At 35.3% G+C, this 25,807-nt stretch carries 35 protein-coding genes and 1 pseudogene; 20 read left to right on the forward strand and 16 right to left on the reverse strand.

Annotation, left to right across the window (positions count from 1 at the left end; translation table 11 throughout):
* Positions 1-63 precede the first annotated feature (63 nt).
* Together ABH961_RS11245 and ABH961_RS11250 are read right to left on the reverse strand one after the other, a co-directional pair.
* Positions 64-696, reverse strand: a complete 633-nt coding sequence (locus ABH961_RS11245) for a VC0807 family protein (RefSeq protein WP_001073110.1) — start codon at positions 694-696, stop codon at positions 64-66.
* Positions 697-836: 140 nt separating this feature from the next.
* A pseudogene (locus ABH961_RS11250) lies at positions 837-954 on the reverse strand (GTP pyrophosphokinase).
* Between the two features lie 73 nt (positions 955-1,027).
* Between ABH961_RS11250 and ABH961_RS11255 the strand changes: the two are divergent.
* A complete protein-coding gene (locus tag ABH961_RS11255; protein ID WP_000032702.1) occupies positions 1,028-1,255 on the forward strand; it encodes a hypothetical protein in 228 nt (75 codons plus the stop codon).
* Between the two features lie 97 nt (positions 1,256-1,352).
* Positions 1,353-1,484 carry a hypothetical protein gene (locus tag ABH961_RS11260; protein ID WP_000064661.1) on the forward strand — a complete coding sequence of 44 codons (132 nt, stop codon included), beginning with the start codon at positions 1,353-1,355 and terminating at the stop codon, positions 1,482-1,484.
* A gap of 36 nt (positions 1,485-1,520) precedes the next feature.
* Here the strand turns inward: ABH961_RS11260 and ABH961_RS11265 are convergent, their stop codons facing one another.
* Together ABH961_RS11265 and ABH961_RS11270 are read right to left on the reverse strand one after the other, a co-directional pair.
* The gene (locus ABH961_RS11265; RefSeq protein WP_098047939.1) at positions 1,521-2,315 is read right to left on the reverse strand and encodes a YqhG family protein; all 795 of its coding nucleotides are present in this window, start codon (positions 2,313-2,315) and stop codon (positions 1,521-1,523) included.
* On the reverse strand, positions 2,302-3,984 hold the full coding sequence (locus ABH961_RS11270) for a DEAD/DEAH box helicase (RefSeq protein ID WP_001100048.1): 1,683 nt from the start codon (positions 3,982-3,984) through the stop codon (positions 2,302-2,304). Before ABH961_RS11270 ends, ABH961_RS11265 begins: the two co-directional genes overlap by 14 nt.
* A 391-nt stretch (positions 3,985-4,375) precedes the next feature.
* On the opposite strand from ABH961_RS11270, the gene gcvT reads away from it, so the two are divergent.
* From gcvT to ABH961_RS11330, 12 genes are all read left to right on the forward strand, one after another.
* Positions 4,376-5,476, forward strand: a complete 1,101-nt coding sequence (gene gcvT / locus ABH961_RS11275) for a glycine cleavage system aminomethyltransferase GcvT (RefSeq protein ID WP_000631766.1) — start codon at positions 4,376-4,378, stop codon at positions 5,474-5,476.
* Between the two features lie 20 nt (positions 5,477-5,496).
* Positions 5,497-6,840, forward strand: a complete 1,344-nt coding sequence (gene gcvPA / locus ABH961_RS11280) for an aminomethyl-transferring glycine dehydrogenase subunit 1 (RefSeq protein WP_048546431.1) — start codon at positions 5,497-5,499, stop codon at positions 6,838-6,840.
* Complete coding sequence (gene gcvPB / locus ABH961_RS11285; protein ID WP_000795689.1) at positions 6,837-8,312, forward strand: aminomethyl-transferring glycine dehydrogenase subunit 2; 1,476 nt, start codon at positions 6,837-6,839, stop codon at positions 8,310-8,312. Before gcvPA ends, gcvPB begins: the two co-directional genes overlap by 4 nt.
* A gap of 328 nt (positions 8,313-8,640) precedes the next feature.
* Positions 8,641-8,844, forward strand: a complete 204-nt coding sequence (locus ABH961_RS11290) for a DUF3929 family protein (protein ID WP_000639160.1) — start codon at positions 8,641-8,643, stop codon at positions 8,842-8,844.
* 70 nt (positions 8,845-8,914) lie between these two features.
* On the forward strand, positions 8,915-9,106 hold the full coding sequence (locus ABH961_RS11295; protein ID WP_000535935.1) for a hypothetical protein: 192 nt from the start codon (positions 8,915-8,917) through the stop codon (positions 9,104-9,106).
* A gap of 116 nt (positions 9,107-9,222) precedes the next feature.
* Positions 9,223-9,597, forward strand: a complete 375-nt coding sequence (locus tag ABH961_RS11300; RefSeq protein ID WP_001021351.1) for a GntR family transcriptional regulator — start codon at positions 9,223-9,225, stop codon at positions 9,595-9,597.
* Positions 9,598-9,600: 3 nt separating this feature from the next.
* Entirely contained in the window at positions 9,601-10,473 is an 873-nt protein-coding gene (locus ABH961_RS11305) for an ABC transporter ATP-binding protein (protein WP_098124029.1), read from the forward strand.
* Positions 10,454-11,122 carry an ABC-2 transporter permease gene (locus ABH961_RS11310; RefSeq protein WP_098831468.1) on the forward strand — a complete coding sequence of 223 codons (669 nt, stop codon included), beginning with the start codon at positions 10,454-10,456 and terminating at the stop codon, positions 11,120-11,122. The genes ABH961_RS11305 and ABH961_RS11310 overlap by 20 nt, the downstream gene beginning before the upstream one ends.
* 14 nt (positions 11,123-11,136) lie before the next feature.
* The gene (locus ABH961_RS11315; protein WP_098076686.1) at positions 11,137-11,769 is read left to right on the forward strand and encodes an ABC-2 transporter permease; all 633 of its coding nucleotides are present in this window, start codon (positions 11,137-11,139) and stop codon (positions 11,767-11,769) included.
* Positions 11,770-11,800: 31 nt separating this feature from the next.
* A complete protein-coding gene (locus ABH961_RS11320; protein WP_404519408.1) occupies positions 11,801-12,424 on the forward strand; it encodes an ABC-2 transporter permease in 624 nt (207 codons plus the stop codon).
* A 10-nt stretch (positions 12,425-12,434) separates the two neighbouring features.
* Positions 12,435-13,031, forward strand: a complete 597-nt coding sequence (locus tag ABH961_RS11325; RefSeq protein WP_048546478.1) for an ABC-2 transporter permease — start codon at positions 12,435-12,437, stop codon at positions 13,029-13,031.
* Between the two features lie 246 nt (positions 13,032-13,277).
* Positions 13,278-13,466 (forward strand): hypothetical protein, encoded by a 189-nt coding sequence (locus ABH961_RS11330; RefSeq protein WP_404519409.1) that lies wholly within the window; start codon positions 13,278-13,280, stop codon positions 13,464-13,466.
* A 16-nt stretch (positions 13,467-13,482) separates the two neighbouring features.
* Here ABH961_RS11330 and ABH961_RS11335 read toward each other — a convergent pair whose 3' ends face one another.
* The 5 genes from ABH961_RS11335 to ABH961_RS11355 form a co-directional block, all read right to left on the reverse strand.
* The gene (locus tag ABH961_RS11335; RefSeq protein ID WP_098076677.1) at positions 13,483-13,740 is read right to left on the reverse strand and encodes a DUF3975 family protein; all 258 of its coding nucleotides are present in this window, start codon (positions 13,738-13,740) and stop codon (positions 13,483-13,485) included.
* A 15-nt stretch (positions 13,741-13,755) separates the two neighbouring features.
* A complete protein-coding gene (locus tag ABH961_RS11340; protein WP_000312623.1) occupies positions 13,756-14,070 on the reverse strand; it encodes a DMT family transporter in 315 nt (104 codons plus the stop codon).
* A 1-nt stretch (position 14,071) separates the two neighbouring features.
* Positions 14,072-14,404, reverse strand: a complete 333-nt coding sequence (locus tag ABH961_RS11345; protein ID WP_000312348.1) for a DMT family transporter — start codon at positions 14,402-14,404, stop codon at positions 14,072-14,074.
* 71 nt (positions 14,405-14,475) lie between these two features.
* A complete protein-coding gene (locus ABH961_RS11350) occupies positions 14,476-15,057 on the reverse strand; it encodes a TetR/AcrR family transcriptional regulator (RefSeq protein WP_048546415.1) in 582 nt (193 codons plus the stop codon).
* Between the two features lie 98 nt (positions 15,058-15,155).
* Entirely contained in the window at positions 15,156-16,133 is a 978-nt protein-coding gene (locus ABH961_RS11355) for a LacI family DNA-binding transcriptional regulator (protein WP_098076674.1), read from the reverse strand.
* A 318-nt stretch (positions 16,134-16,451) separates the two neighbouring features.
* Between ABH961_RS11355 and ABH961_RS11360 the strand changes: the two genes are divergently transcribed.
* Entirely contained in the window at positions 16,452-16,988 is a 537-nt protein-coding gene (locus ABH961_RS11360) for a DNA polymerase III subunit delta (RefSeq protein WP_141519961.1), read from the forward strand.
* Between the two features lie 39 nt (positions 16,989-17,027).
* Here ABH961_RS11360 and ABH961_RS11365 read toward each other — a convergent pair whose 3' ends face one another.
* Complete coding sequence (locus ABH961_RS11365) at positions 17,028-17,411, reverse strand: rhodanese-like domain-containing protein (RefSeq protein ID WP_000108656.1); 384 nt, start codon at positions 17,409-17,411, stop codon at positions 17,028-17,030.
* A 170-nt stretch (positions 17,412-17,581) separates the two neighbouring features.
* On the opposite strand from ABH961_RS11365, the gene ABH961_RS11370 reads away from it, so the two are divergent.
* Positions 17,582-18,418 carry a lipoate--protein ligase family protein gene (locus ABH961_RS11370; protein WP_404519411.1) on the forward strand — a complete coding sequence of 279 codons (837 nt, stop codon included), beginning with the start codon at positions 17,582-17,584 and terminating at the stop codon, positions 18,416-18,418.
* A gap of 28 nt (positions 18,419-18,446) precedes the next feature.
* Here ABH961_RS11370 and ABH961_RS11375 read toward each other — a convergent pair whose 3' ends face one another.
* From ABH961_RS11375 to ABH961_RS11390, 4 genes are all read right to left on the reverse strand, one after another.
* Positions 18,447-19,286: a hypothetical protein gene (locus ABH961_RS11375; protein WP_000111930.1), complete on the reverse strand. Its 840-nt coding sequence runs from the start codon at positions 19,284-19,286 to the stop codon at positions 18,447-18,449.
* A gap of 200 nt (positions 19,287-19,486) precedes the next feature.
* Entirely contained in the window at positions 19,487-20,158 is a 672-nt protein-coding gene (locus ABH961_RS11380; protein WP_098642278.1) for a DUF1048 domain-containing protein, read from the reverse strand.
* A 7-nt stretch (positions 20,159-20,165) separates the two neighbouring features.
* Positions 20,166-20,852, reverse strand: a complete 687-nt coding sequence (locus ABH961_RS11385) for a DUF1129 family protein (RefSeq protein WP_098047931.1) — start codon at positions 20,850-20,852, stop codon at positions 20,166-20,168.
* 5 nt (positions 20,853-20,857) lie between these two features.
* Positions 20,858-21,175, reverse strand: a complete 318-nt coding sequence (locus ABH961_RS11390; protein ID WP_048546407.1) for a PadR family transcriptional regulator — start codon at positions 21,173-21,175, stop codon at positions 20,858-20,860.
* Between the two features lie 156 nt (positions 21,176-21,331).
* On the opposite strand from ABH961_RS11390, the gene splB reads away from it, so the two are divergent.
* From splB to ABH961_RS11405, 3 genes are all read left to right on the forward strand, one after another.
* A complete protein-coding gene (splB, locus tag ABH961_RS11395) occupies positions 21,332-22,357 on the forward strand; it encodes a spore photoproduct lyase (RefSeq protein WP_404519413.1) in 1,026 nt (341 codons plus the stop codon).
* 144 nt (positions 22,358-22,501) lie between these two features.
* Entirely contained in the window at positions 22,502-22,930 is a 429-nt protein-coding gene (gene mntR / locus ABH961_RS11400) for a transcriptional regulator MntR (RefSeq protein ID WP_001143070.1), read from the forward strand.
* A 54-nt stretch (positions 22,931-22,984) separates the two neighbouring features.
* Positions 22,985-23,647 (forward strand): HAD family hydrolase, encoded by a 663-nt coding sequence (locus tag ABH961_RS11405; RefSeq protein ID WP_048546402.1) that lies wholly within the window; start codon positions 22,985-22,987, stop codon positions 23,645-23,647.
* Here ABH961_RS11405 and ABH961_RS11410 read toward each other — a convergent pair.
* Both ABH961_RS11410 and ABH961_RS11415 read right to left on the reverse strand, forming a co-directional pair.
* Positions 23,644-24,045, reverse strand: coding sequence for an SA1362 family protein (locus ABH961_RS11410; RefSeq protein ID WP_048546401.1), 402 nt, complete (start codon positions 24,043-24,045; stop codon positions 23,644-23,646). The two genes, ABH961_RS11405 and ABH961_RS11410, sit on opposite strands and share 4 nt — an antisense overlap.
* Positions 24,046-24,124: 79 nt before the next feature.
* Positions 24,125-25,045 carry a DUF1385 domain-containing protein gene (locus tag ABH961_RS11415; RefSeq protein WP_000807116.1) on the reverse strand — a complete coding sequence of 307 codons (921 nt, stop codon included), beginning with the start codon at positions 25,043-25,045 and terminating at the stop codon, positions 24,125-24,127.
* Between the two features lie 244 nt (positions 25,046-25,289).
* On the opposite strand from ABH961_RS11415, the gene ABH961_RS11420 reads away from it, so the two are divergent.
* The gene (locus ABH961_RS11420) at positions 25,290-25,778 is read left to right on the forward strand and encodes a YqhR family membrane protein (protein ID WP_000076890.1); all 489 of its coding nucleotides are present in this window, start codon (positions 25,290-25,292) and stop codon (positions 25,776-25,778) included.
* Positions 25,779-25,807 lie beyond the last annotated feature (29 nt).

A 25,807-nucleotide genomic window follows, 5' to 3' on the forward strand; every position in this document is an offset into this window, starting at 1 on the left:
TCGTAATATGTGTAGCAAAATGAAAATCCCCTAGTAGCATCATACTACTAGGGGATTTTTTATTTACTGTACAGATTCTTTTTCTTCTGTAACGGCATGTATTTTATTGTTAACCCATACGAATCCTATTCCGATACAAATGGAAATGCCCCACCCAACAGCGGTCATAATCGCTCTCATTTCACCATAGCCATCTACACCGAAAACAGAGATGAAATAAATTTTTAAGAAGCTTTTTAATATAAATTGTAGCCCGAAAAATAGCGTTAAATATTGTAGTGCTGGATAGATCCGACTATCACGATACAGTTCACGACTTTTATCACGGTCATGGCCTTGCAATGCGGCAATATCTGCTGCGAAATATAACATAAGTGGTTTTTTTATAAAAATGGTACATATGACGATAATACCGAGTACGATGTGATAATACGCATCGTTCCACAACATTCGTTCAGCTGATCCAGATAATAGGTCTACTGTTGTATTAGAAATGAGTGTAATTAAAATAAAGAATCCTGTTACGTTAAACTGTTTTTCTTTTTTAAAGGTATACAGTGTATAAATAATCCCCGGAACAGAGGAAAGTAACATCGCGTAATAAGGATCGATATAAGGTTTTGCAAATTTCCAAATGAGGAATGGGATTACGAGATAAAAGACAAGATCTAATATAGCTTTTTTATTTTGATTCATATAAATCCTCCTTAAGTCATACATATATTTTATAATATAATTTCTGAAAATTGTATAAAGTTTAATAGGAAAAGAAAAAATATATTAATTTTTGAGGGATTAGTAGATTAAAAAAATTGCCCCTAGCGTAGTAAGTTTTTTTAGTATATAATAAAGGAAACGCTTTCATTTTTTGGTTTGTTCACAAAATGGACGGAAAATCACATATTTACTATCGATATGTTGCTTTATAATGAAACTAATTAAATATACATGCATACAATATTGTGAAATAAATAACATAAATAATCTATATAAATGTAAACGTTATCAAAATAGAGAGGTGGAGACAATGAGTAAATTTTTCTTCAATCATAATCCAGCAACAGTAGAGGATGGAAGGCTTGTTAAGTATGCTGAAATTATTTATGGAGAAGGTGGCCGTTCTGTATTAGAAAATTTAATGGTGAAGGCATCTATCAGATTGCGTGATCGTTATCCGAATAAATCTGACGAGCAGATCTCGAACCTTGTAAATAAAGGCATCCATGATATGTTTCAAAAATATGTGAGTGAGTAAGAGTAGCCAATGGCTGCTCTTATTTTTTTGTATAAGGATTGTATCTCTAGCTGAAAATAAGGATGTATTTTGAAAGATATAAAAAGGAGTGATAAAGATGAGCAATGGAATTGGTCGTTCAAAAGAAAATCTTCCAACTGATGCTAATCATGTGAGCGCAAAGGATCGTGCGCATCAAAAACGTATGGCAAAGCAAAAACAACAAGAGCGTAATGGCGATAGAGGATAACTCAAAAAAAGCTCCTTCTAAAACAGAAGGGGCTTTTTAAGATAGAAAATGATTTGCGGTAACATAAAAAAGTCCACCGTTAATAATTTGCACTGTAATACGTGGCTCGTATTGTTCTTGTAGTGCTTGTTTTTCAATTTCATAGCTTTCGGGAAGTTCATCACTTTCTTCATAAAAACGATTTAAAAGGTCTAAATCATGATTCCAGCGCACTCTTGCTTCTTTCGCCCACGTATGGTCATCTTCTGCAATAATATTTTTTAAAGCGTCCTCTATACGTTGTAAACCGCTTTGCGGTTTAATGATAGGTGAGAGCGTAAAACAAAAGTCAGGTATTTTCGGTGTAAGTTTAATTTTCGTTAATGTTTCATGAAAGTTTGCAATCATTGTGCCAGAAATGAGATGAATACCAATCGAGTGAAGGATGTCCTTTTTTCGATCACATTGATAGGAAACTTTAATATTTACACCGAGCCACGGATGGAGCGGTGTATGTGTCGCTCCGCTATGCCGTACTTCCTCATATAAACGTATGTAAGAGCCTAATTCTTTTGTCGTTTGGAAAATTTGATGAAGGCGTGGGGAACCGTAGTGAATCAGTTCACCATCGCTTTCTTCATTTTCTGGATTCGTAACAAGAGTAAGGCGCATCGGATTCGGTATGCCTCCTGTTTTCTCGAGATAGTGCCAATAAAAAGGGCGATTCATTAATAATTTATCCATCTCAATTGTTAACTGCACATCTAATAAATGAGGAGAACGTTCTAAAATTTCACAGTTATTCGCCTCAAAAAAATTGTATAAGTAATTATGAATTTCATGTTGCTGCATAGCCTTGCACCTCAGCTTCATTTCGTTTCGCAAAGTCGATAATAGATGTTAAGTTTTCCATCTTAATTCGGATTTCTCCTTCGCTTTTTGATTGCGCAAATATTTCTTGAATGTGCGCGTCGATGTTTTTCATATTAATTCTCGTTAAAATTTCATCAAGCTCTCCGATAACACGCTCAAATAAATTGATTTTTTCATATAACAGTTTCAAAATATGTTCTTCAACAGTATGTTTTGTAGCTAAGTTATAAATATGAACATCATTCTTTTGACCAAGACGGTGAATACGTCCGATTCTTTGTTCAAGACGCATTGGATTCCATGGCAAGTCATAATTGATCATATGGCTACAAAACTGTAAGTTAATCCCTTCGCCACCAGCTTCCGTTGCAATTAATACTTGTGCGTGGTTTTGGAAAAGCTCCTTCATCCAATCTTTCTTCCCGCGTTTAAACCCGCCGCGGAATGGAACGGAAGAAATACCGTGTTGTTGTAAAAACCATTGTAAATACATTTGTGAAGCTCTATATTCAGTGAAGATAATGACTTTATCGTCAATTTCTTTTATAAGCTCAAGAGCTTTATTCGCTTTTGAGTTGAAAGGAATATGATTAATTTTGTCCATTAGCACATCAATATGTGGGTCCTTTATGTAATGCTCATTTTCTTTCTGCCTTTTTTCCACATGTTTTTTTAATGAGTAGTAAACAGCTTCACGACTACTACACGCTTCCCGTTTTAAAGTTAACGATGAGAAAGCAGATGTGAAGGCATCTTGTCCTCGCCAATTTTCAATACCATTATACAAAGCTTGCTCTTCTTCATTAAACTCAACAAAAATTGTACGTACATGTCTTTTTGGCCAATCAATTCCGGTATTATGACGTCGATTTCGGACCATCACTTTGTTAATAAGAGCTTTTAAATCTTCATCAGATTCGGCGGAACGATTTTTTGAAGCGTAATATTCTTCAAAGTTGGATTGATTGCCTAAATGTCCTGGCTTTAATAAAGATACAAGGTTAAAAATTTCATCGATCTTATTTTGAACAGGCGTAGCGGTTAATAATAAACAAAATTTCTTTTTTAATCGTTGTGCAAATTCATAGTTTTTTGTTTTATTATTTTTAAGTTTATGTGCTTCATCGATAATAATAAGGTCATATTCTAGGTTCAAAACGATATCGCGATGCGGTGAACGTTTTGCAGTATCAATTGATGATACAATCACATCGGCTTGTTCCCACGAGTAGCTTTTCTTTTGGGCTACAGCTGGAATAAAAAACTTTGTATTTAATTCGTATGCCCATTGTGATACGAGAGAGGCAGGGACGAGTATAAGTACTTTTTTCACAAGACCGCGGACCATATATTCTTTTAAAATAAGCCCAGCTTCAATCGTTTTCCCAAGTCCCACTTCATCTGCTAGTATCGCTTTACCATTCATTTGTTCAATGACATTTTGAGCGACTTCTAATTGATGAGGAAGTGGTGTGAAATGAGATAAATGCTTCGGTGCTTGTAATCCATCGAAAGTAGGAACAAGTAACGATTTTTCTGTTTTATAAGCTAAATGATATAAATCCCAGTTTGTCCAAGGACCATCTTCGTTAATTCTATTTAAAAAATTGTTTTGCCACGTTCGATCTACGGAAATATCGACATTCATTACGACTCTCCCACCTTTTATAAACTAAAGTAATTATTAAAAAATCTTTATTATATAAGCCTTGTAATAAGGCTCTATTACACTTGCTGAAAGTTAAAGAATAGGAAAAGATAAAGGGCTAAATTTTGAAAATTGTATTTAATAAGATTAAGAATGAAAAATTCTAAATTATTTTTTATGCTAGAATATTGATGAAATATAGCGAATAATGTTAGGATAATGGTGTGAAATGTGTGGAATCTTTCGTATTTTATCCAAGAAAGTGATTTTTTATTTACGCTTTCATAAAAAAATATAATGAGATTCCGTATATCCTATCTTTTCAGAGTGAAAATGTTTAGATATGGCGAGCAACTTTTATTGATTTGTCAAAGCATAAGGGGGAGAGAGCATGATTACATTACAACGTACACCGTTATTTGATGTATACGCGAAGTATGGTGGAAAAACAATCGACTTCGGTGGTTGGGAATTACCAGTTCAATTTTCAAGCATTAAAGAAGAACATGAAGCTGTACGTACGGCTGCAGGTTTGTTCGATGTGTCTCATATGGGAGAAGTTGAGGTAAAAGGTGTAGATAGTTTAGCATTTTTACAACGTGTTGTTACAAATGACGTTTCTACCTTAAAGGTAGGAGGCGCACAATATACAGCTATGTGCTACGAAAATGGTGGTACAGTAGATGATTTATTAATCTACAAACGTGGTGAAGAAGACTATTTATTAGTAATCAATGCATCAAATATCGAGAAAGATTACGAATGGTTAGCTAGCCATGTAATTGGCGATGCAACAGTAGTCAATGTTTCTAGTGAAGTTGCACAGCTTGCAATTCAAGGTCCAAAAGCAGAAGGCATTTTACAAAAAGTTGTGTCAGAAGATTTGAAAGAAATTAAGTTCTTTAAATTTAAAAACGATATTCTTGTAGATGGAATTCCAGCACTTGTATCTCGTACAGGTTACACAGGTGAAGATGGATTTGAAATTTACTGTAAGAGTGAAGATGCTGCAAAACTTTGGGAGAAACTTCTTGAAGTTGGAGCAGAAGAAGGCTTAAAAGCATGTGGTTTAGGTGCTCGCGATACACTTCGCTTCGAAGCAACATTACCACTTTATGGTCAAGAATTATCAAAAGATATTACACCGATTGAAGCTGGCATCGGCTTTGCGGTAAAACCAAATAAAGAAGCAGACTTCTTTGGAAAAGAAACGTTAAAAGAGCAAAAAGAAAACGGTGCGCCTCGTAAATTAGTCGGCATCGAAGTAATCGAACGTGGAATTCCTCGTACGCATTACCCTGTATTTATTGGAGAAGAAAAAATCGGGGAAGTAACGAGTGGTACACAATCTCCAACGTTAAAGAAAAGCATTGGTTTAGCACTAATTGATGTAAAATACGCAGCAGTTGATACAGAAGTAGAAATTGAAATTCGTAATAAACGCGTCAAAGCAGTAGTTGTTCCAACACCATTTTATAAACGTTCAAAGTAACGGGGAGAGGGGTAGATTTCATGTTGCATCGTTATCTTCCAATGACAGAAGAAGACAAAAAAGAAATGTTACAAACGATCGGCGTTCAAACGGTCGATGAGTTATTCTCTGATATTCCAGAGAGTGTTCGTTTTAAAGGGGATTTAAAAATTAAAGAAGCAAAATCAGAGCCAGAGCTTTTAAAAGAGTTAACTCAAATGGCTAGTAAAAATGCTAACTTAAAAGAATACGCTTCTTTCTTAGGAGCAGGTGTATACGATCATTACGCTCCAGTAATTGTAGATCACGTTATCTCTCGCTCAGAATTTTATACAGCTTACACGCCATACCAACCAGAAATTTCACAAGGGGAATTACAAGCGATCTTTGAATTCCAAACAATGATTTGTGAATTAACAGGAATGGATGTAGCAAACTCTTCTATGTACGACGGAGGTACAGCTTTAGCTGAAGCAGCAATGCTAGCAGCTGGCCATACTCGCAAAAAGAAAATTCTTGTATCTAGTGCAGTTCATCCAGAATCAAGAGCAGTACTTGAAACGTATGCAAAAGGTCAACATCTTGAAGTTGTTGAAATTAATCATAAAGATGGTGTAACAGATTTAGACGTATTACAAAGTGAAGTAGATGATACAGTTGCTTGTGTAATCGTTCAATATCCAAATTTCTTCGGACAAGTTGAAAAATTAGCTGATATTGAAAAAATCGTTCATCAACAAAAATCATTATTTATCGTTTCTTCAAATCCATTATCATTAGGCGCATTAACACCACCAGGAAAATTTGGTGCTGATGTTGTAATCGGTGATGCACAACCATTTGGTATTCCAACGCAGTTTGGTGGACCACACTGTGGTTACTTTGCAACAACGAAAGCATTTATGCGTAAAATTCCAGGACGTCTTGTTGGACAAACTGTAGATTCAGATGGTAAACGTGGATTTGTATTAACGTTACAAGCACGTGAACAGCATATTCGCCGTGATAAAGCGACGTCTAACATTTGTTCAAACCAAGCGTTAAATGCATTAGCAGCATCAGTTGCAATGACGGCACTTGGTAAACAAGGTGTGAAAGAAATGGCACGTCAAAACATTTCTAAAGCACAATATGCAAAACGTCAATTTGAAGCGAAAGGCTTCACTGTAACATTTGCTGGACCATTCTTCAATGAGTTTGTTGTAGATTGCAAGCGTCCAGTGAAAGAAGTAAACGATGCATTATTACAAAAGAATATTATCGGCGGTTACGACCTAGGCCGTGATTATAAAGAGCATGAGAACCATATGCTTGTAGCAGTAACTGAGCTTCGTACAAAAGAGGAAATTGACACACTTGTAAACGAAATGGGGGCTATCCAATGAAGAACCAAGACCAAGCACTTATCTTTGAAGTGAGTAAAGAAGGACGCATAGGATATAGCCTACCAAAATTAGATGTAGAAGAAGTGAAACTAGAAGATGTGTTTGAGAGCGATTATATTCGAGTAGAAGATGCAGAGCTACCAGAAGTATCTGAACTTGACATTATGCGCCACTATACAGCACTTTCAAACCGTAACCACGGTGTAGATTCTGGATTCTATCCACTTGGATCTTGTACGATGAAATATAATCCGAAAATTAATGAGAATGTAGCTCGTTTCGCAGGATTTGCAAATATTCATCCATTACAAGATGAAAAGACAGTACAAGGTGCAATGGAATTAATGTACGACTTACAAGAGCACTTAATTGAGATTACAGGTATGGATACTGTTACATTGCAACCAGCAGCGGGTGCACACGGAGAATGGACAGGTTTAATGTTAATTCGTGCATACCATGAAGCAAATGGTGACTTTAACCGTACGAAAGTAATTGTTCCTGACTCTGCTCACGGAACGAATCCAGCATCTGCAACTGTAGCTGGTTTTGAAACAATTACAGTAAAATCAAATGAACATGGTCTTGTTGACTTAGAAGATTTAAAACGTGTTGTAAACGAAGAAACAGCAGCACTTATGTTAACAAATCCTAATACATTAGGTCTATTCGAAGAAAATATTTTAGAAATGGCAGAAATCGTCCATAACGCAGGCGGTAAATTATACTATGATGGTGCAAACTTAAATGCGGTATTAAGCCAAGCGCGCCCAGGAGATATGGGATTTGACGTTGTGCATTTAAACCTTCATAAAACATTTACAGGTCCTCACGGCGGCGGTGGCCCAGGTTCGGGTCCAGTAGGTGTGAAAGCTGATTTAATTCCGTACTTACCAAAACCAATTTTAGAGAAAACGGAAAATGGCTATCACTTTAACTATGATCGTCCAGAAGCAATTGGACGCGTAAAACCATTCTATGGTAACTTCGGAATTAACGTTCGTGCATACACATACATTCGTTCTATGGGTCCAGATGGACTACGTGCAGTAACGGAGTATGCGGTATTAAATGCGAACTATATGATGAGAAGATTAGCACCATTCTATGATCTTCCGTTCGATAGACATTGTAAGCATGAGTTTGTATTATCAGGTCGTCGCCAAAAGAAACTTGGTGTACGTACATTAGATATCGCAAAACGCCTGCTTGATTTCGGTTACCATCCACCGACAATTTACTTCCCATTAAATGTGGAAGAATGTATTATGATTGAGCCGACAGAAACAGAATCAAAAGAAACATTAGATGGTTTCATTGATAAGATGATTCAAATTGCTAAAGAAGTAGAAGAAAATCCAGAAGTTGTACAAGAAGCGCCACATACAACGGTAATTAAACGTTTGGATGAAACATTGGCTGCTCGTAAACCAGTTTTACGTTATGAAAAGCTAGCTCCTGTACAAGTTTGATTAGCATAACAAAGGAAGAACTCGCTATATGCGGGTTCTTTTTTTGTATGGAGAATTTGTCCCACGATTTGTGGGCTGATTAAAGTTTCACTTTATGCAGAACTAGTGAAGAAAATGTTAAAATTTTATATTTTTTGTTTCATAATGGTGTAAAGAAGTAGTTTCATAGGTGATTTTGTTGAAAAAGTCGGTTTGATAAAAGTATTTATTTTTGTTAGAATTTTATTGAAATTAAGAAGATGCAATGAGATAGGAATGACTCATTTTTATGTATATGTGAAAAAACGAGCAAGTTGGGGGTGAAAATGTGGGATATCGGTGTTATAGAATGATATACCATTTAGAAAACGGAAAAACGATTAAAGATGTAAAAGAATTTTGTTATCGAGATCAAGGAAAAGTATTAGAAAGAGTAGCACATCGTGTAATGGATAATAGAGAAGTGACTGCAATTGATAAGCAAGGAACAATCATTTCAATAGCATGTGAGGACATTGTAAAGGTGGAACTTGATTACATAACAGAAAGTTAACCTTGAGTCATATCGAATTATTCGATACAATATACTGTTGAATGGTGACGAGAGAAGAGAGGAGTTTATTATGGGTAGTACAAGACACTTTTATATGTTTATCTTAGCGTTTGTTCTTGTTGTAGCATTAACGATTTATTTAATTGTTGATAGCACTTGGTACAACACAGTTCATCCAGCGTTCCTTCTGTTTATGTATGTAGGAATTGCGGTAGTGAGTTTCGGAATGAGAGATGAGATGTTAGATCGCTTTGAAAAGTGATACATATACGAAAGACCAACAGGAAAATGTTGGTCTTTTTTTCTTGCCAAAAATAGGATGGTGTGTATATACTGTATATATAAGGTATACACAGTATATACACACTGGAGGAAAACATGAATATTATTATTTCGAATTCTTCCCAAGACCCTATTTATGTACAAATAAGAAAACAATTAAGCCAGCTTATTTTAAATGGTGGTTTAAAGGGTGGAGACCAATTACCGTCTATTCGTAGCTTAGCGAAGGAATTACAAATTAGTGTAATTACAACGAAGCGTGCGTACGAGGAGCTTGAAAAAGAAGGATATATAGAAACTGTTGCTGGGAAGGGGACTTATGTTTCACGTAAAAATAATGAACTGCTAAAAGAACAAAGGCTGCGTCTATTGGAAAGTAAAGCGGAAGAGATTGTAAATGAAAGTAAAGCGTTGCAGCTTTCACTTGAAGATTTACAGCAGATGATTGCGTGTTTATATGAGGGGGAATAAGAGATGTTAGAGCTAAAAAATGTTTGTAAAAGTTATCAAGATTTTGCAGTGAAAAATATAAGTTTTACACTGCCACGCGGATATATTATGGGATTTGTCGGACCGAATGGCGCAGGGAAAAGTACGACGATTAAAATGATTATGAACTTAATTCGAAAAGATAGCGGCGATATAAAAATTTTTGGCAAGGACAATAAGAAAGCTGAAAAGGAGATAAAACAAAATATTGGTTTTGTATATGATGAAAATCATTATTACGAAGATTTAACGTGTGAACAAATGAAACGTATTATTGCACCGTTATATAAAAAGTGGGACGAAGAGCAGTATCAATCGTATATGCATAGACTGCAAGTTCCGAAGTATAAAAAAATTAAAGAACTATCAAAAGGGATGAAAATGAAATTTGCGATTGCTATCGCACTTTCACATCACGCAGAGTTTATCATTATGGATGAACCGACAGCAGGATTAGATCCAGTTGTTCGAAGTGAATTACTTGATATTTTGCAAGAAATTGTAATGGAAGATGAAGTATCCGTATTATTCTCAACGCACATTACAACAGATTTAGAGCGCATCGCAGATTATATTACGTTTATCAACGATGGCGAAATTATATTTACTGGTGAGAAAGATGAATTAATGGAGAACTACGTAATCGTAAAAGGAAGTAACGATTTATTAGACCGAGAAGGAAAAGAGCTATTTGTTGGATTACGAAAAAATAAATTTGGTTTTGAAGGTTTAGCGAAGGATAAACAAGCGATTGTCGATTGGTTTGGAAATGAGGTTGTATTAGAAAAGCCTACATTAGACGATATCATCGTTTACACCGCCAAAGGGAGAGGTGCTTATGCGTCAGCTCGTATATAAAGATTTGTTCTTTTTTCGGGGGATATGGCCAGTGTATCTTACTATACCCTTTATATTCTTTTTGTTTGAACCCGGTGATGGAATGCTGTTTCCTATGAGTTGTTTATTTATAACTCTTTCCTCAGTTACGATATTAATTGTAATAGATGAACGGAATACAAGTGAAATTATTATGAATAGTTTACCGTTAAGTAGAAAGGATATCATAATTGCTAGATATATTTCCTGTGCAATATTCATTGTAGGGGGCATGTTTTCCACTATGCTAGTTGTTTTTTTTATAAGGTGTATCGCTGTTATTGGTGATATCGGTGCATACTATCCTAAACTTTATATTGAGATTGCATGGTATGAAGTAATAAATGGAATTGTTTACGCCGTATTTTGGATGGTCACCTTTTTCCCTATTTATTATGTTGTAAAATCGAAGGCGGTAATAAGTATAATAGCAGCAGCTTCAATACTAGTTGGGGGGATACTTTGGATATTTATTAGTGATCGGCTGAATGAAACAACACCTTCATTCATTGAGTGGATTATGAATCCAGTGCATATCGGTGTATTTATAGTTGGAGGAATTATATTAGCTAGTGTCTATATCGCTTCTATGTTTCTTACAATTAAAATTTATGAAACGCGTGATTTATAGAGAGGGGAATTCATATGCAAAAGTTGATTTTGAAGGAGTTTTTCTTACAGAAGAAGATGTTTCCTTTCTATTTTTTAATACCTATTTTATCTGTTTTTAGAAATTCCGTAGAACCGATGGGGATTGCAATAGGATTATTTATAACATGTAGTACGATTATATATATTTCTTTTTATTATGACGAGAAAAGTAAAACAGAAAAAGTATTAGTGAGTTTGCCTATAATGAGAAAGGAGATAGTTATAGCTAAATATATTTCAAGCACATTATTTATTATAGTCGGTTTGAGCATAACTTCTATAGTCGTAATACTAGGAAATATTTTGTTGAACAGAGATATAGTTATTCCTGGATATGCAATATTTTCAGCAATAGTAGCAACTTTGATTTATTGTGTAGTAACGATACCTACTAATTACATTGGAGGATATAGAGCTATTACTGTCTTGAATGTGATTATGATTTTTCCTTTAATGGGTATGATTGGTCTTATGTACAATATTTTTGGTGATGAAATAATTATGTTAAAAGTACTCCACTCTCAAGAGGCTACACTAGCAATGAGTTTTCTTGGTATCGGAGTGTTAGTAAGTATAGTCATATCAATGTTTCTCTCAATGAAAATGTTTCAGGAGGCAGAGTTATAGAAGGGACATTTTCATATTAGGAGGGTAAAACATGATCAAGCAATTAGTCTTAAAAGATATAGTGTTGCAAAGAAAGTTAGGATTTGTTTATCTTATATGTTTGTTTTTCCTTGCTATTGTTGATTTTCGTAGTGATAGTTTCCTTATGACGATTAGTGTATCTATACCTTTTCTTGGTATGGTACTGTCAATGAGTTATGAGGGGAAAAATAAAAGTGAGATGATAGTAAATAGTTTGCCGTTTGAGCGTAAAGAAATTGTCATAGCAAAATACATATTTGTAAGTATTTTAGTTGTTTTAGGTGGGATTTTCTCACTTGTAGTTGGTTTAATTCAGTTACAAAATGAACATATAACTGTATTTATGCTATGGGGAGAGATTCTTGGCGGAATAACGGGAGGATTGGTTTATAGCATGATTGTACTCCCAATCGAATTTTCAGTAGGATATAGTAGTGCAAAACAAATTGCTCCTTTCATCGGAATTGCATTTGGGTATTTAAGTGGATTGATTGTAAGTAACGTATGGTTAGATGTAGAGAATGCTTGGAACATGAGTCTAGTCGTAAATATTTGTTTTATAGCAGGACTCCTTCTTTTATATGTTATGTCTATGTTTTTCTCAATTCATTTGTACAATGAACGTGATTTATAAGGAGGGAGCAATTGTGAAGCAACTTATAATAAAAGACTTTATCGTGCAATGGAAATTTTTAATTTGGTACATACTGTATCCTGTTTTCTTTTATATGGCCGTAACAGATACGGAAAATCTGTTCATAATTATGTCAGTAATTTTTACAATTGGGGCAACAGTAAAAACATTTGAAGCAGATAGTAAAAATGAGAGTGAAGTTATAGTAAATAGTTTACCAATATTGAGAAAACAAATTGTGTATGCGAAATATATAGTAGCAATTATTATTCTTTTTATAAGCGTAACGGTCGGTTGTTTCACGATGGGAATGAAGAATGGGGTTAACCTATTTGGATTTATTGAAACGACAATGGTTGCTAGTATTAGCTTTATTTTAATGTATTTAAGCTTTGTTTTACCAATATCGTTTTGGTTAGCATATAAAAAAACTATTTTTATTGCGATTTTTATACTAATAGCACCTATGGCTATTTCTTCTATTTTCTTTGGAATCAACCTAGAACAAATTCAACTATATAACAGTGTGTTATTTGTTAGTTCAATATGCATGTTCATAGTATCTGTCTTCGTTTCAGTGAAGTTGTATGAGAAGAGAGAATTTTAAAAGGTGCCTTATATAAGGCACCTTCTTCAATAACGACAATATGAAAGTAAGAGTTTATAAACAGAGAGGCTGTTTGGTACAACATCTTTTGGAGTATGTAATATAAAGCTGAAAATGATAACGAGAATGAGAAAGAGGAAAAATAAAAATAGGATCTGCTTATGTATAGAATTTTGCATATTATCCACTCCTTTTTTAGGTAGTATGTCCAAAAGAAAGGAGTGTATGAAAAATGTTAGGGGGAGAATGATGAATAAAAGAAAATGGTTATATAGAATAGGGATATTTCTATTTTCAATCGGTCTCATATTAGCAAATTTTTACTCAGATATACCATCACCATTTCCTAATTTACATAAAGGAGTTGGTATAAGTATTGTCATAGTTGGTCTACTTTGTCTTATCGTATCAAACTTCTACAGAAAGTCTGAATGAATATAAAAAAGGACAGTTACTCTTTTTCAGAGTAACTGTCCTTTTTAAATAATTTATTCCATAGCTTGGCGATACTCCATATAATGACGATTGCAATGGAGGCAATGATGGACCAAACAATTGATATCATTTCAAGTGTCATGTTAGGAAGGAATGTGAGAATGGATACTATTTTATGAAACAACCATTCTATTATATGAAAACTAATTTGCAGTAGAATGACAGTCCCAAGCGTAATCCATGCTAACAGTTGCTTCCCTTTTTCTTTCCACATGACATTCACCTCACGTTAGCTTAATAGTTTTAAGCCAACAGCGCCGCATAGAATGCAACTTAAGAAGGCAAGACGACGCCAATCCGCTGATTCGCGGAAAATAAGAATGCCTAGAAGCGCGCTTCCGGCAGTTCCGATTCCAGTCCAAATCGCGTAAGCAGTTCCCATCGGTAACGTGTTCATCGCAAGGGATAAGAAGAAGAAGCTTACGCCGAAGTTAGCGATCAAAATAACTTTTGGTGCCCAGCCTTTCTTTTCAGTGGCTACTTTCATAAAGAGTACACCAATAATTTCACAAATACCAGCTAGAATTAAAAATACCCAAGCCATTTTATGCGGCCTCCTTCGCTTCTTTTTCTTCTGTTACTCGTTTTAAACCAATTACGCCGAAGAAGATTAAGCCGATTAATAAAACTTTTACAATAGAGAAAGGTTCTCCGAAGATGAAAATTTCTGTAAGAACGATCCCACCAGCTCCAATTCCTGTAAAGACGGCGTATACAGTGCCGACAGGTAAATCTTTATAAGCTCTGAATAATAAAACGAAACTAATTGTAATTAATAACGCAACGCCAGCCCATTCAAGTGGTGCCTCCGCGTGTTTTAGTCCAATTACCCAAAAGATTTCAATAATACCAGCTAAGATTACATAAATCCATGCCATATGTCATTTCTCCTTCCTACCAGTCGTTAGGTAAAGGGCTTAAAAACGACGCATTGCAAAGGAGCAATCCGTCAGTTTGAAAGGCCTCGCCAAAATACTTGCCAAGAGGCGTTTAAACGAGTCTCAAAGCGATTTAAACCTGCGAATAGTAGTTCAACCATAAGTCCGTCTAGTAAGCATAGAAAAGCTTCTAGAGCGTCTTCTACTTCAATGTTATGCAGCTCACTTTGCTCGTTTGCCTGTTTAAATATAGGGAATAAAAGTTTTCCGACGTTTTCAATGTGTGCATTCGCTTTTTCGATAATTTGTACGCGGAATGCATCAGGCGGAAAATAAGAAGTTCGTAACCAAAACATTGATTCTTCACTTTCACCAAATCGTTTTGCGTAGCCCTTTAGTAACTGTAAGAGCAATTCTTCAGTAGACGAATTTGAAAATTTTTCGATATCGTCTGTGAAGCTCTGTAAATCTTTTTGAAGAGCAGATTCTAAACATATAAAATATAGCTCTTCTTTTCCTTTAAAGTGTGCGTAAATCGATGGTTTTTTAATCCCAACTTCTTGAGCAATATTTGCCAATGAAGTTCCTTCATAGCCGTAGCGTGCGAAATGAGAAAGTGCTACAGCTTTAATGCGGTTTGCTGTCATTTTCATCCCCTACCTACCGTTCGTTAGGTTCATTATATGAGATGGAAAATATAAAGTCAATAGGTGAAGAGCTGAAAAAGAGCGCTACAGGTAACGCTCTTTTTTTAGACAGTATCTCGCTCAATTAAATGGAATGAAAGCTCTTCTGCCTTCCCGGCAATTTGCTCGCTTTGGATTTGTTTATGGAATAAAGAAAAAGCATGTGAGCCCATTGCGAGACCGGGGTGTTCAATTGTGGAAATTTCTAACGCCTTTGAAATTTCATGATTATCAAATCCAAGGATAGCAAGTTCTTCAGGGACTCGAATGCCATGTTTTCGCGCCTCTGTTAATAAACCAGCTGCAACTTGATCGTTCGCTGTAAAAATAGCGGTTGGGCGATTTTTCATGTTTAAAATGCGATGAAGTATTTTTGCACCATCCTGCATCGTATAGCATTGATGAAAAATCCAATCTGGATGTACCGTTTTACCTTCGTTATGCAGCGTATCAGCAAATGCTTTTTCGCGCTCCATAGAATTTGCACTCGTTTTTCTTGCTAAACAGATTCCGATTTTTTCATGGCCTTTACTGAGTAAATAGGCAGTGCCGAGACGGAAGCCTTCATAGTGATCTACGTAGACGGATGAAATGAGGGGATGCTTTATCTTTTCACATGAAATAATAGGGGCAAATTTTGCGAAAGGTTCAATTTGTTCCCAAGAACTCGTTCGAGAGCAAATAATCATTCCATCGAATTGTTTCATTTTCATCATTTCAAGAACACGAATCTCTTCGAGGCTATCGTAATTTGTTTGACATAAATTAATGTGATATCCAGCTGCTAACGCTTTGTTTCCGATTCCTTCAATAATGGTACTGAAGTATGGAAGATTAATGAAAGGGAGCATAACCCCGATTGTATATGTTTTTCCCTTTATTAAATGAATAGCATTTATATTTTTTGCATAGTTCAATTCTTCAACAGCATCTAGAACACGCTTACGCTTTTCTTCTTTTACGTAAGGGTGATTATTAAGAACGCGGGAAACAGTTGATATGGATACACCAGCAGTTTTTGCAATTTGTTTTATATTGGCCATATGTATCACCTCTTCCACTTATTATAAAGGGAAAATAATAAGAATGAAAAAATCTTGACCTGAAAAGCTTTTCACAAACTATGGTATGAATAAGGCTTCTTTTTATTCGCGTAACCTTTTTATTTGGGCGTGAGAATGATAGAGGTCTTTTTTGCGTCTATAAAAGAAGTTTTGTCAAAATGTGTGAGAATAACGTGGAAAGTTTTCAAAGGTGGAGTTTGGTAGCGAAGCGAATATGAAGAGCATATAAACGCTTCGTTCGTTAAGAGAGCGGTATGAAAGGGCGGAAACAAATTGAAAAAAAGAATCATTTGTTTCGTGTTTTCTAGTTTCGTGCTTAGTTCGTGTTCGTTTCAGCAAACGATGCAAGAAGAAAAGCACTTTGTGGGAACAACAGGAGGAACTATAGATCGTGTTACGGATCCAATTCCGCTGAAGGAGCTTCCAAAATATTTTCCAGTGAAATTTAAAGTTCCGTCGTTTTTACCGTATGACATTACGAGTGATGTGAAGGGGGAAGTCAGAACGATTGGAAAGAAGAAGGCTGTTGTCATGATTAAATATAAACAGCGGGAGCCGGGGAGAAATGAGTACATTGAGCTAAATGTTGCGAACTTTCCTTATAGTTTTCCGGATTTCGTGGAAGAGAAGCGATTTCAAGAACAAATGAAATTGAATAATGGGGCGTTCGCTTATTTTAAAAATAAGGATGATTCCGAGCGAGGAGACGAGTTTGCTACGCTTATATGGAAAGAGAAAGGACTTGAATATCAGATTTTGTATCGTAATGCACAAGAGAATGACAAAGATGTGATTAAACAAAATTTATTATACATTGCGAATAATATGGAATGAAAAAACTAGCTGAATCATTCAGCTAGTTTTTGTATGTTATTATTTCTTTTTAATTTTTCCAGTCCACGTTTTGAATCCACCTTGTAATTGGTAGAAATCTTTGTAGCCTTGTTTCTTTAAGTATTGAGCCGCACGACCAGTACGGAATCCGCTTTGGCAGTATAAGTAAACTGGTTGATCTTTACGAAGTTCTTTATGACGAAGGCGAATTTGTGATAACGGAATGTTACGTGCGCCTAAAATATGCCCTGCAGTATATTCGTCTGCTTCGCGAATATCGATAAGCTGTGCTTTACGGTAGCCAGCGCGAAACTCTTCTTCTGAAAGTGTTTTAATTAATTTTCTCTGATAGAAATACATCCATACAGTGTAGCCGATGAACGCTACGATTACGGCTAATAAAATAATCCAAGTTGTTGACACGGTTCTATCGCTCCCTTTTTTCTTATCCTACTTTCAATATTATAATGCCCGTATGTATTTATGCAACAGATTCATTTGCATATAAGAAGAAATTTCGTATTCTTTCACAAATTTTGTCGAATTTGGTAGACTAGAGAATGTGAAAAATAATTGGTTATATGAGGTGCAGGATGGGAAAAGAAAAATGGTGTTATATTAACTCTGGTCAATGTTCACCGGCATTTAATATGGCGTTAGATGAATGTTTATTAAATTGGCAAAGTGAAAAGAAAATGCCACCAACCATTCGTTTTTATGAATGGGAAGTACCAACATTAACAGTTGGGTATTTCCAGCGTGTTGAAAAAGATATTAATATGGATGTAGTTAACGAAAAGAAATACGGATTCGTTCGTCGTCAAACAGGCGGCAGGGGTGTGCTACATGATAAAGAATTAACGTACAGTGTTATTGTGTCTGAAGATCATCCAAATATGCCAAAAACAGTTACAGAAGCGTATCGTATTATTTCGCAAGGTTTACTAGACGGTTTTAAAGCATTAGGATTAGAAGCTTATTATGCAGTTCCAAAAACAGAAGCAGACCGTGAAAATTTAAAAAATCCACGTTCAGGCGTATGTTTTGATGCGCCATCTTGGTATGAAATTGTAGTAGAAGGAAGAAAAATCGCAGGTAGTGCTCAAACACGTCAAAAAGGTGTAATTTTACAGCACGGATCGATTCCGTTAGAAATAGATTTAGATGAGTTATATGATCTGTTTTTATTCCCGAATGAACGTGTAAAAGAGCGTATGAAGAGTATGTTCTCTTCTAAAGCAGTAGCAATTAATGAATTAACAGACCGTACGTTTACAATCGATCAGTTAATTAAAGCGTTTGAGGTTGGGTTTGAAAGAGGATTAGATGTAGAACTTGTTCCATATGAATTAACAGAAGAACAATTACATGAAGTGCAAACATTAGCAAAAGAGAAGTATGAAAGTAAGGAATGGAACTATAAAAAATAAGAGGCGGCAATTGCCACCTCTTATTTTTTTATAGTAAATTAAGTACTTTTTCTACTTTGATTCCTTTATCTTGTAAAGAACGAAGGCGATTTACAACGTCCATAATTTCTTTGTCAAATGTAACGCTAATACCTTGGCTTTGTAGTTCTTTTTTTAATCCTTCAATAGAATCATCTATGTCGATGCCAAGCTCGTAATCTTGACAAACTTCAATTGTCTTTTTCACGAGTTTCACATAATTTTCTTGTAGTTTTGTATTTGTTTCAGTCAAAGCAGGTTGCTTCGGTTTTGCAGGCGCGACCGGTGCTGTCTCTTGCTTTGTAACTGGAGTAGGTACTGCTTTTTTCACAGGTGCTGGAGTAGATAATTCCACAGCAGCTTCTACACTTACTGGCTTCGGCGTTGGTACCGGAGTAGGTTTAGGTGCTGCAGGTGTTTCTACTCGCGTAACAGGTTTTGGAGCCGGTGTAACTGCTTTTGGAGCTTCTACAACTACTTCTTTTTTCGGAGTAGCTTCTACAACAGTTTCTTCTTGCTCAGCAGCTTCTTTATTCTCTTTGCTCCACATAACGCGTTCAACTTCTAGAGAAACATTGTTTTTGTTCATCGCTGTTAATGTAACTTTACCAACTTCAGCGTTCCCAGTGAAATCAACAATTTTATAAATAACACTCTTGTTCCAATCCACGTTTCCGCTCAAAAATAATTCTTCGTTACATTTTGGCGTTAAGCCCTCGATTTTAATTTCTGCGTTTACACCGTTTTCACTATATACCATAATTAGCGAAGCATTTACATCTTCGTCTGCTAACATTAGTTCACGTACCATTTTGCCGGTGCGTACTTGCGTTTTCTTCTTAACTGACATTTAATTTCTCCTCTCAAAAATTCAGTAATAATAAAAAAATCGTATAACGAAAAATAATTGCTCACGAAGATTTATGATACCGATAATAAAAGCATCACGTCAACAATTAACTTTAATTATTTTGCATTTTTCTTATTTTCTTTATGAAATTTTTCAATTTGTAAAATTAGACAGAAGAAAAACAGCCTTTTGAAAGGCTGTTAAAAATTTGATTTTTTATATAGTAATTTATATAAAACAAAAAATGAGATAGCGATTAAGGCGTTTTGCCAAAAGGTTAGATGATAAATGAGATAAGGTTGTTTTTTAAAATAAACATGTAAAAATACAGATGCGCAAAATGGAGTAGCGAACGTAAATCCAAATAGAATTCTTCTTTTCCAAGTCGTTTTTTGATCAAAAGAGTAACGCTTTAAAAAATACAAAATAAGCAGTATTCCTAGAATAATGAGTGAAACAGACAAAATAGTTCCAGGGACACTAAAAGCTGGAGTGAAGTGTTCCGTATTCTTTCCAAAAGTTAAAATGAAAAATGAAACAATTGCATCGATTCCAAACTGTATAGCAAGAAGTAAACTAATAGCAAAACCGATTAGAGAAGTTTTTTCTAACTTTGTTTGGGTTGGTAAAGCTGATATAAGTTCATCGCAATAAGATTGTAAATCATCTCCAAAGATGTCATAAGCATTTTTATTTTCGGCTTGTGCTTCGATGAGATGATCTAATATTTCTAGTAACAGTTCCTCCATTTGTTGCTCGGGTACGTTTGATATTCGAAGATATAATAACATATCACCATAAGCAGCTTCGTTTTCAGATGTTAATAACTTTCTTTTTTCATTGTTTAACTTAACCATTTCTTTTTCGGTCATCGTATCGTTACTCCTTTTTAAAGTCTAAATATTCTTTTTTGAAGAAGATTTTGTATAGTGCATAGCAAGAGATAGCCAGTAAAGTGCCGATCCAAGGTGAGATTTGTAATGTAGTATAGGGCTGTTTCATAAATAAAAAGGAAATACCGATTAATAGTACCCATAGACTATGGCGTATTAAAAAACTTCCTACGTGTTTCCAAATAGTTGTTTTATTTTTAAATAAGTCAGTGTTAATAAAGTCAAAGACGAAACGTATGATGAGATGTATGGACAGTATAAATGCAAACAGATAAATGAAATCAATGTGTACAAATTTAAAACGCGTTTCATTTGAAAATAAGGGGAATACCAATGCAATCACGGAAGAAATTGCAAAGTATATTGCTAACAAATAACTAGTTATAAATAAAGGAATCGATAATTGTTCCCATAAACTTGGCTTCGGTAGGGCAGCAATGAGTTCGTCACAGTATGCCTGTAAGTCGTCGCCGAAAATATCATAAGCAGTTTTTTCTTCTTGCTGCCCTTCAATAAGGTGATCTAGAATTTCAATTAGCAATTCTTCCGCATGGTATTCTGGTACTTTAGCTAAGCGAATGTATATTAACATGTCACTATAGGCGGTTTCATTTTCTGTAGTTAATAATTTACGCTTTTCGTTATTTAGTTCGATTAAATCTTTCGCCTTCATCCCTATCACTCCCCTTGTAATAAATTGTTCACTGTAGTTGAAACCATTCCCCAGCTTTGTTTAAATTCTTCAAGCTGTTCTAATCCTTTCTCGGTTACGTGATAATATTTACGTTTTGGACCAAGTGAGGAGGCTTTTAATGTTCCTTCAATCAATTTTTCTTTTTGCATACGTAACAATAACGGATATATGCTTCCTTCGCTTACGAATGTAAATCCTTGTTTATTTAATTTTGTACTCAGTTCATATCCGTACACTTCTTCTTGTGAAATGATGTATAGGATGCAACCTTCGAGCACACCTTTTAACATTTGGCTGTGCATGATTTCACCACCTTTTACTCAGGTAACTTGCGTTGCAAGGTAGCTGATATCCAAATTATAACATTCAGTAACTTGCAACGCAAGTTACTGAAGTGGAAAACTTTAATGCGTGTTAAATTTTCAGTGTTTCCCATACTAACGAGAGGAGGGAAGTATATGAAACCATTTATGCCAAAACTCGTTTACTTTGAACCGAAGGCACTCGAATATCCGCTTGGAAAAGAGCTGTATGAGAAGTTTACGAAGATGGGATTAGAAATTCGTGAAACGACATCCCATAATCAAATTAGAAATTTGCCAGGTGAAAATGACTTGCAAAAGTATCGTAATGCAAAGGCAACACTTGTCGTTGGGGTGAGGAAAACATTAAAGTTTGATACGTCAAAACCGTCAGCTGAATATGCAATCCCGCTCGCAACGGGGTGTATGGGACATTGTCATTATTGCTATTTGCAAACGACACTTGGGAGTAAGCCTTACGTTCGCGTGTATGTCAATCTTGATGAAATATTTGAGAAGGCAAAGCAGTATATGGATGAAAGAGCACCTGAAATAACACGATTTGAAGCGGCTTGTACATCAGATATTGTTGGAATTGATCATTTAACACATGCATTAAAGCGGGCGATTGAATTCATTGGAGAAAGTGAGCATGGGCGTTTACGTTTCGTTACGAAATATTCGCACGTTGATCATTTATTAGATGCAAAACATAATGGGAAAACTCGTTTTCGATTTAGTATTAATTCACGGTATGTAATCAAAAAATTTGAGCCGGGGACATCACCTTTTGAAGAACGAATTGAAGCAGCTCGTAAAGTAGCAGGTGCGGGTTATCCACTTGGGTTTATAGTTGCGCCACTTTATATGCATGAAGGATGGGAAGAAGGATACCGTGAACTATTTGAGCGACTGTACAATGCGCTAAAAGATTTGTCGATACCGAATTTAACATTTGAATTAATTCAACATCGCTTTACAAAACCAGCAAAAAAGGTCATTCAAGAGCGTTATCCGAATACGAAACTGGAAATGGATGAAGAAAAGCGTAAATATAAATGGGGACGATACGGCATCGGGAAATACGTATATAAAAAAGATGATGCGGAAGTATTGGAAGAAACGATTAGAGGATATATTCATCACTTTTTTCCTAACGCAGAAATTCAATATTTTACATGAAAAGAACTTGTATTGGAATGCAAGTTCTTTTTTCTTTTATATATTTAGGCTTGTTTTCAACTTGTCACGTTATTCTTTCTGGTGTATCATTTTATTGATTGCTTCGTACGGAATGAGCAAAATGAAATTGGATGGAGGAAACCGATGCCTACCCCTAGTATGGAAGATTATATTGAACAAATTTATTTGTTGATTGATGAAAAGGGTTATGCCCGCGTATCTGATATTGCTGAAGCGCTGAGTGTACATCCATCCTCTGTAACAAAAATGGTGCAAAAATTAGACAAAGATGAATATCTAATTTATGAAAAATATAGAGGGCTTGTATTAACATCAAAAGGTAAAAAAATCGGAGAGCGTCTCGTATACCGTCATGACTTGCTAGAGCAATTTATGCGTATTATCGGTTTGGATGAAAGTAAAATTTACAATGATGTAGAAGGAATTGAACATCATTTAAGTTGGGAAGCAATTGACCGTATTGGTGATCTAGTGCAATATTTTGAACAAGATGAGATTCGAGTGGAAACACTTCGTGGCGTTCAAAAAGCAAATGAAGAGAAAAGTAATTAAGGGGGAACGTATGTCGTTTCCTTTTTTATTTCAACCGAAAAGGATGGGGAAATTATGAAAGCAATTATTTTTGATTTTGATGGATTAATTGTGGACACAGAAACAATATGGTTTCACTCTTTCAGAGACGCCGTTCGTGAGTACGGTGGGGAGTTACCTTTAGAGGAATTTGCAAAATGTATTGGAACGACAGATGATGTACTATATGCATATTTAAATGAGCAATTAAAAGAGAAGTTTAACAAGGATGCATTAAAAGAAAAAGTGAAAACTTTACATAAAGAGAAAATGAAAATACCAGAAGCTCGTGACGGGGTAAAAGAATATTTAGAGGAAGCGAAAGAAATGGGATTGAAAATCGCATTAGCTTCCAGTTCATCTAGAGAATGGGTTACTTCTTTTTTGGAAGAGCTACAAATTCGAGATTATTTTGAAGTCATTAAAACAAGGGAAGATGTTGAGAAGGTAAAACCGGATCCAGCACTTTATCGAATTGCAATAGAAGATTTAGGGATTGATCCGTCTGAAGCTGTTGTATTTGAAGACTCGTTAAACGGATTAAAAGCAGCGATTGCAGCAGGATTAAAGTGCGTTGTTGTACCTAATGATGTGACACGGAATTTACCATTTGAAAATCATCACCTTCGAATTGAAAGTATGAAAGATAAAAGTTTGAAAGAAGTACTGCAAAATATAAAAAAAGACCGTATTTCCTAAAAGGAAGCACGGTCTTTCTTTTTGTTTTTTTTACCTTCAATAACAGTTAAATGAGATTGTTTTCTTTTTCGCTTCAAAGTGGAAGGAGCGCCTTTTTTCCCTTTGTCATTAGAAGCGTTTGATTTAAATAAAGAATTGCTTAGGGGTGCTACATTTTGTTTCCCATGTTTGCGGTTCGATTGTTTCGCTGCACGCTTATAAGAGCTTTGCGAATTTGCAGAACCACTAGAATTTGTAAACATCTTGTATAGCAAATAAAAGATACCGACAACAAGTAACATGTACCCGATATTTCTTAATACACCCATTGGATTTGTAATGACAGATGAGACAAGGCCGAATATTGCTAATCCGATAATAAGCATAACTATAGCGAATGTAAACGAACGACCGTTCATAAGGGACACCTCCTAAAAACATATATTAAAATTAGTATATTAACGATGAGGAAAGGAGTTGAACACCAATTTTAAATAATTATTGTTTGTTTTCTAAACGTAATAATTCTTCAAACGATGCAATGGCTACTTCCACTTGATCATCTGTTGGTTCTTTCGTTGTTAATAGTTGCAGCCATAGTCCGGGATATCCAAGTATGCGTAATACTGGAATATCGCGTAATCGATTTGTAAATTGTAACACTTCAAAAGAAATGCCGAGTACGACTGGAATTAATAAAATTCGGTTTACGACTCTGGCCCAAAGTGGATCTGTAGGGACAAGGAAATAAACAAACATTCCAATAATGACTGTAAATATAATAAAGCTACTGCCACAGCGATAATGAAGGCGAGTTTGTTTTTGAACATTTTCTACAGTCATTGGAAGATTATTCTCATAGGCATTAATTACTTTATGCTCCGCACCATGGTACTGAAATACCCGCTTAATAAGTGGGGTTAAAGAAATAAAGTATATATAGCTCAATAATAGCATGAGCTTAATGACACTTTCGACAATGATTTGCCCTGTATGAGAAGGGAAAATCGGTCTCGTTAATTCAGCTAGTAGTGCAGGAACTGCTGTGAAAATGACTTTACCGAATATGAAAGATAAAACGCCAACTGCTGCAACTCCTAATACCATCGTTAATTTCGATTGTTCTTCTTTGTTATTTGCAATTTGTTCGTCTTCTTCTGGGTGGACATCAAATCGTTCTGAAGCAAAGTTTAAATGTTTTGCTCCATTCGCACTTGCATCCACAATAGCGGCAATCCCTCGTAAAAATGGAATTTTTTTCAGGATAGATAATGCTTTATTACGAACGCGTGGTAATCGATAAAATTCAATCGATTTGTCTTTACGACGAACCGCTGTAACAGTATATTCTCTACCGCCAAACATAACTCCTTCTATGACTGCTTGCCCGCCATATATTTGTTTTGACTCTTCTGCCATGTTAACACCAACCTGTATTTGTTTCTCTCTTATGTAGAAAAAGAGGCAATTGTCATACTGGGTTCTGTCATTTTGAAATAAGACAATCACCGAGTTTCCTTTATTTTATCGACAAATACAAGTATATGACAAGGAAAAATGTTAAGAGAGTCGGACATTTCTTATTCTTTTTATAGACAAATTTCGCAGTATTTAAACATGGTTCAAAATAGTTTCGGGCATACTATTGAGCGGAGGTGTCGATGTGAGTCAAGAACAATTAGGAACAAGGAATTTTGTACAAATTGGTTTATTTGGTGGAATCTTTTGGGGGGGGATATGGTATTTCCTTCATATATTTTCATTTACGGAAGCAGGACCGAACTATTTACTTTTACCATTTGCCTTTGGAAGCTGGAAAGAAGGGGTATGGGGCAATGTGTCAGGAATTGTTTGTATGGGACTACTTTCGATTTTAATTGCCTTTTTGTATAAAGCTTTTTTGGCAAAGTTTGAAGGAATTATTCCAGGGATGATTTATGGGCTATTTTGGTGGGCGTTACTATTTTTCGGAATGGGATTAATAGCGCCTGCCATTAAAAGTGCACTCCATTTACCGAAAGAAACAATTGTGACGACGATATGTATTTTTATATTGTATGGTGTGTTTATAGCATACTCTGTTTCCTACGCAGTAAATACCAATAAAGCTGAGCGAGAAGGGGAAGAGAAGACAAACTATTCAAATAAGTGACTCCTATGTTAAAATGTTGTATAGATATT

The organism is Bacillus sp. RC251 (assembly GCF_044908765.1).
In the GTDB taxonomy this organism is placed as follows: domain Bacteria; phylum Bacillota; class Bacilli; order Bacillales; family Bacillaceae_G; genus Bacillus_A; species Bacillus_A wiedmannii.

Excerpts from the sequence above, each read along its gene's own strand:
- ABH961_RS11245 (WP_001073110.1), bottom strand. The coding sequence starts at position 696 with ATGAATCAAAATAAAAAAGCTATATTAGATCTTGTCTTTTATCTCGTA.
- ABH961_RS11255 (WP_000032702.1), top strand. The coding sequence starts at position 1,028 with ATGAGTAAATTTTTCTTCAATCATAATCCAGCAACAGTAGAGGATGGA.
- ABH961_RS11260 (WP_000064661.1), top strand. The coding sequence starts at position 1,353 with ATGAGCAATGGAATTGGTCGTTCAAAAGAAAATCTTCCAACTGATGCT.
- ABH961_RS11265 (WP_098047939.1), bottom strand. The coding sequence starts at position 2,315 with ATGCAGCAACATGAAATTCATAATTACTTATACAATTTTTTTGAGGCG.
- ABH961_RS11270 (WP_001100048.1), bottom strand. The coding sequence starts at position 3,984 with ATGAATGTCGATATTTCCGTAGATCGAACGTGGCAAAACAATTTTTTA.
- gcvT (WP_000631766.1), top strand. The coding sequence starts at position 4,376 with ATGATTACATTACAACGTACACCGTTATTTGATGTATACGCGAAGTAT.
- gcvPA (WP_048546431.1), top strand. The coding sequence starts at position 5,497 with ATGTTGCATCGTTATCTTCCAATGACAGAAGAAGACAAAAAAGAAATG.
- gcvPB (WP_000795689.1), top strand. The coding sequence starts at position 6,837 with ATGAAGAACCAAGACCAAGCACTTATCTTTGAAGTGAGTAAAGAAGGA.
- ABH961_RS11290 (WP_000639160.1), top strand. The coding sequence starts at position 8,641 with ATGATATACCATTTAGAAAACGGAAAAACGATTAAAGATGTAAAAGAA.
- ABH961_RS11295 (WP_000535935.1), top strand. The coding sequence starts at position 8,915 with ATGGGTAGTACAAGACACTTTTATATGTTTATCTTAGCGTTTGTTCTT.
- ABH961_RS11300 (WP_001021351.1), top strand. The coding sequence starts at position 9,223 with ATGAATATTATTATTTCGAATTCTTCCCAAGACCCTATTTATGTACAA.
- ABH961_RS11305 (WP_098124029.1), top strand. The coding sequence starts at position 9,601 with ATGTTAGAGCTAAAAAATGTTTGTAAAAGTTATCAAGATTTTGCAGTG.
- ABH961_RS11310 (WP_098831468.1), top strand. The coding sequence starts at position 10,454 with ATGCGTCAGCTCGTATATAAAGATTTGTTCTTTTTTCGGGGGATATGG.
- ABH961_RS11315 (WP_098076686.1), top strand. The coding sequence starts at position 11,137 with ATGCAAAAGTTGATTTTGAAGGAGTTTTTCTTACAGAAGAAGATGTTT.
- ABH961_RS11320 (WP_404519408.1), top strand. The coding sequence starts at position 11,801 with ATGATCAAGCAATTAGTCTTAAAAGATATAGTGTTGCAAAGAAAGTTA.
- ABH961_RS11330 (WP_404519409.1), top strand. The coding sequence starts at position 13,278 with ATGATGAATAAAAGAAAATGGTTATATAGAATAGGGATATTTCTATTT.
- ABH961_RS11335 (WP_098076677.1), bottom strand. The coding sequence starts at position 13,740 with ATGTGGAAAGAAAAAGGGAAGCAACTGTTAGCATGGATTACGCTTGGG.
- ABH961_RS11340 (WP_000312623.1), bottom strand. The coding sequence starts at position 14,070 with ATGGCTTGGGTATTTTTAATTCTAGCTGGTATTTGTGAAATTATTGGT.
- ABH961_RS11345 (WP_000312348.1), bottom strand. The coding sequence starts at position 14,404 with ATGGCATGGATTTATGTAATCTTAGCTGGTATTATTGAAATCTTTTGG.
- ABH961_RS11350 (WP_048546415.1), bottom strand. The coding sequence starts at position 15,057 with ATGAAAATGACAGCAAACCGCATTAAAGCTGTAGCACTTTCTCATTTC.
- ABH961_RS11355 (WP_098076674.1), bottom strand. The coding sequence starts at position 16,133 with ATGGCCAATATAAAACAAATTGCAAAAACTGCTGGTGTATCCATATCA.
- ABH961_RS11370 (WP_404519411.1), top strand. The coding sequence starts at position 17,582 with ATGGGAAAAGAAAAATGGTGTTATATTAACTCTGGTCAATGTTCACCG.
- ABH961_RS11375 (WP_000111930.1), bottom strand. The coding sequence starts at position 19,286 with ATGTCAGTTAAGAAGAAAACGCAAGTACGCACCGGCAAAATGGTACGT.
- ABH961_RS11380 (WP_098642278.1), bottom strand. The coding sequence starts at position 20,158 with ATGACCGAAAAAGAAATGGTTAAGTTAAACAATGAAAAAAGAAAGTTA.
- ABH961_RS11385 (WP_098047931.1), bottom strand. The coding sequence starts at position 20,852 with ATGAAGGCGAAAGATTTAATCGAACTAAATAACGAAAAGCGTAAATTA.
- ABH961_RS11390 (WP_048546407.1), bottom strand. The coding sequence starts at position 21,175 with ATGCACAGCCAAATGTTAAAAGGTGTGCTCGAAGGTTGCATCCTATAC.
- splB (WP_404519413.1), top strand. The coding sequence starts at position 21,332 with ATGAAACCATTTATGCCAAAACTCGTTTACTTTGAACCGAAGGCACTC.
- mntR (WP_001143070.1), top strand. The coding sequence starts at position 22,502 with ATGCCTACCCCTAGTATGGAAGATTATATTGAACAAATTTATTTGTTG.
- ABH961_RS11405 (WP_048546402.1), top strand. The coding sequence starts at position 22,985 with ATGAAAGCAATTATTTTTGATTTTGATGGATTAATTGTGGACACAGAA.
- ABH961_RS11410 (WP_048546401.1), bottom strand. The coding sequence starts at position 24,045 with ATGAACGGTCGTTCGTTTACATTCGCTATAGTTATGCTTATTATCGGA.
- ABH961_RS11415 (WP_000807116.1), bottom strand. The coding sequence starts at position 25,045 with ATGGCAGAAGAGTCAAAACAAATATATGGCGGGCAAGCAGTCATAGAA.